The following is a 3,628-nucleotide window of genomic DNA, read 5'->3' as shown; positions in this document are numbered from 1 at the left end:
GGATAGTTGAACAGTAGTCACAGCTTTTAAAATTAAATTCCTATTATTTTGTTGTCCTAAATAAGTAAAATCGTCCATAAATATACTGTGGATATGTTAAGACTTTAATTAGGATAGGAGTGAATAGGCAATTATGAAACAAACGATGCGGGTCCTTATTTCTGGTGCAAGCATTGCCGGTCCGGCACTCGCTTACTGGCTTCATCGTCATGGATTCGACGTGACTGTAATAGAACGTGCTCCAGCATTGCGCGCGGGTGGTTTCGGGGTTGATATCCGTGGTGCAGCCATTTCCGTGCTTAAGGGGATGGGTATACTCGATCAAGTTCGTGCAGCTGACACGAACATGACTGGTGTTTACTTTGTGAACAGTAAGTACAAGATCCAAGGTCAAATAAGCGAAGCAGGTATGGGGAACCAGCATGGTCTGGACATCGAAGTCATGCGAGACGATCTAAGTAACATTTTGTACGATTTAACCAAAGATACTGTTGATTACATTTGGGGCGATTCGATTACCGCTATAAATGAGACTGAAGCTGGTGCAGAAGTTCAATTTATTCATGGCAAGCCACAGACATTTGACCTTGTCATCGGTGCAGACGGGCTTCATTCTAATGTACGCACCTTAACTTTTGGAGATGAAGCACAGTTTAAACGGACGCTTGGCTGTTATATCTCGATTTTCACTCTCGAGAATTACCTCAACCTCGACCACCGCCAACTTTTATATACGATACCGGGCAAAACTGTAGGTATGTATAGCGCTCGTGACAATACCGAAGCAAGGGGTATGTTCTTGTTCCAATCAGAGGCATTGAAGCACGACCGCAATGATACAGAATCTCAAAAGGAACTAGTAGAAAATGCCTTCTTAGGCGATTCAGGTTGGGAAACCTCGCATCTACTCAAAACCATGAAAGATGCGACAGACTTTTATTTTGACGAGGTTTGCCAGATTCACATGCCGACATGGTCAAAAGGGCGGATTACATTGGTAGGCGATGCGGCGTATGGTCCATCTCCTCTATCAGGTCAAGGATCTAGCCTGGCGCTTGTCGGGGCTTATGTATTAGCTGGTGAACTTAAAGCTGCAGATGGCGATTTCGCCCGTGCATTTGTTGCCTACGAACAAAAAATGAGGAAGTTTGTTGAGAAAAATCAAAAAATAGGACTAATAGCTGCCGGGAGTATGATTGAAAAATCAAACTTCAAAATCATTCTACGCAATTTAATGTTGCACATACCCCCGATTATGATCGTACAAATTAAGATGATTTCAAAAATGATAGCCAAAGCTGCTAACGGGATCGAGCTGAAAGATTATTGATATGGATTTATTGGTTGGAGGGTTACTACCAACAAGTGACACGATCAAAAAAGACTGTCTATTTTCAGTAACCATATAAAATCCGAACAAATTTCTGTTTAGCCAGCTAAGCGCAAACATGCCCTTAAGCCCTTTTAAAATATTTTTAGTCTTCCGCAAGCCGGCGCGATTCTTTAGCAGGGAGCGCTTTCTTTATTGAGTTAAACAATGAACGGCAGCAGCAAGAAAACTTTTGTGGATGGTCAAGTCATATGTAACATTTGGACACAGCAGATTTGAACAAGATCGTGAAGAAATGTACTTAAAGTAACGGGTGCAAGAGTTGAAGATTGGGCTGCTACGGCTGCCCCTTTTTCTTGTTCCACTAATGAAGCAGGATCCTAGGAAATTTTAGCTATCGGTGTGGTAAAGGTGACTTAAAAATGACCTAATTAATCTTAGGGTTTTATTGAACCAAGGGGTAAAGTAAGGATGTTGCGATAGCGGGTTTGAAAAATTAAATACCTTGAAGACCACTTGTGTTTCACCCCAATAAAAAAGCACCCGATTATTCGGATGCATACTTAATTATTCCGTGTAAATAAACTGAGTATTCTCTTTGTACATATTCTCTTAATTTAATTTTTTGTTCTATTTCTAAAGCTCTAACCAATTCTTGAATCTTTTTTTCATCTTCTTTTGTAGTAGGAATCTCTAATGAAAACATATTACCTCGACTACCATTTAATAATCTTTTTAATAACTCAACTTTATTCATTGGGTCATCCCCTTTAGCTGTTATATTCGACATAAAGTGGACTTTTTCCTTGGAATATCTTATATTGTTTCAAGTTTTACCGACTTTCCACTAAAAGCATCTGATTACAGGTAATCTGACAGAAATGGTAGCTTTTTTTATTAGCTTTTTTTATACCCACCTTCTACCAATCTAATCATATCACGCCCTGAGGTCTTTTCTGTTTCATGATAACCTTCTTCATCACGCAAACTCAAGTACCAGTTGCTATCGCCATCTTCATTTAGCCTATATAACTTATTGGTAAAAACATTAGTATAAAAATCTCCATTTCTTAGCCTCATAATATCCCACCTCTAATGTATATAAACTGTATTATGCCCAAGATAACCACCTGGAGTCATTAGACATATAAAGTCCAAAAATCCCATGGATATACAAGGAAAAGACGTGACAATCAAGGGCGTAGGGACAAAACGTGTAAAGTATGTAAAGTAAGGAATGCCTGCAGCTGAATTTTTCCTTATTCAGCTAACGGAGCAGTTTAGTTGAAGAAGAAAAAACGTTTAATGGTATTTTTGACTCAAATTGCGAAAAAAAATGAACTGTACTATGAAGACAGTTCAATTAATAAGTATTTTATTTTTTAAGAGGGGAAATGACATTGTTATAAAAAAATCTTTCCCATTTAGCTAACAAACCGTTTCCATTTTCACCACGTTGTATTTTCATTTCGTGGTTCTTATGAAATTCTGCTATTCGTTTATTATGTTCTTTATGCCATTGATGGAGAGCAACTTGTTTCATTTTTATTCTCCTCTCGTTTAATACCTTAATTATATAGCTCTAGTTGAAAATTACAAAGTGAATTTAGCCACAAAAATTAACATAAAGATGTTAAACAGATGGAGAAAATTATGCAATGAGAATGGGAGTACGATATTCGAAATTGAACCTGTAAGATGAAGAACAACAATGTCGTAATACGAGGATATTGTGTACTTCTTGTTCAACTAACGAAGCAGTTTAGTGTAAGAAGGATTCCATCACCGTCATAGAATAGCTTAAGAATCTTTAAAGATTAGAGGTGAATAAATAATGAAACATAACCAATATCAGGAAGTTATGAATAATACAAAGTGGGAAGAAATTCGAGAAGCAATGCTCGATTCCCCCAATGTTCACCAATGGAGAACGAAAGATATTGAAACGGGCTACATTTGCCCTTGGGATGGTGAATGGTTTTATCATTTCAAAATTGAAGGTGTAGTAGATAGTTATAAAACCATTGAGTGGCTAGAGATAACGGCGGAAACCGAAAAAATGAGGAAAGAGGTTTTAGAAATCCTTCAGAACATCCACGTTGCAGGAGAGGTGCTTGATAATGCGATTAGGGTCTACGGGTATGTTGAAATGGGTAAATCTGTTGACTGTCTTTAAAAATCCTTCTTCAACTACCATGAAAATAAGTTTCCTTTAGACATGAAAAAAGACAATACTTAAGAAGACCCTGCTCAATCGTCAAAAAAAAGAGGAGGGCGTGACTGGATTAAGGTCAGTAT

At 37.8% G+C, this 3,628-nt stretch carries 5 protein-coding genes; 2 read left to right on the top strand and 3 right to left on the bottom strand.

Annotated features, from left to right (window positions below; translation table 11 throughout):
* Positions 1-133 precede the first annotated feature (133 nt).
* Positions 134-1,330, top strand: coding sequence for an FAD-dependent monooxygenase (locus V7137_RS29715; RefSeq protein ID WP_335701396.1), 1,197 nt, complete (start codon positions 134-136; stop codon positions 1,328-1,330).
* 547 nt (positions 1,331-1,877) lie between these two features.
* Here V7137_RS29715 and V7137_RS29710 read toward each other — a convergent pair.
* The 3 genes from V7137_RS29710 to V7137_RS29700 all read right to left on the bottom strand — a co-directional run bounded on the left by V7137_RS29710 (position 1,878) and on the right by V7137_RS29700 (position 2,873).
* Positions 1,878-2,087, bottom strand: a complete 210-nt coding sequence (locus V7137_RS29710; RefSeq protein WP_335701395.1) for a hypothetical protein — start codon at positions 2,085-2,087, stop codon at positions 1,878-1,880.
* 140 nt (positions 2,088-2,227) lie between these two features.
* Positions 2,228-2,410 (bottom strand): hypothetical protein, encoded by a 183-nt coding sequence (locus tag V7137_RS29705; RefSeq protein ID WP_335701394.1) that lies wholly within the window; start codon positions 2,408-2,410, stop codon positions 2,228-2,230.
* Between the two features lie 295 nt (positions 2,411-2,705).
* A complete protein-coding gene (locus tag V7137_RS29700) occupies positions 2,706-2,873 on the bottom strand; it encodes a hypothetical protein (protein WP_193568227.1) in 168 nt (55 codons plus the stop codon).
* Between the two features lie 291 nt (positions 2,874-3,164).
* Between V7137_RS29700 and V7137_RS29695 the strand changes: the two genes are divergently transcribed.
* Entirely contained in the window at positions 3,165-3,506 is a 342-nt protein-coding gene (locus V7137_RS29695; RefSeq protein WP_335701393.1) for a DUF6678 family protein, read from the top strand.
* The last annotated feature ends 122 nt before the right edge of the window (positions 3,507-3,628 follow it).

The organism is Neobacillus drentensis (assembly GCF_036962765.1).
GTDB lineage: Bacteria > Bacillota > Bacilli > Bacillales > Cytobacillaceae > Neobacillus > Neobacillus drentensis_C.
Note: the sequence above shows the minus strand (reverse complement) of the source record. Positions and strands in the feature narration are given on the sequence as shown.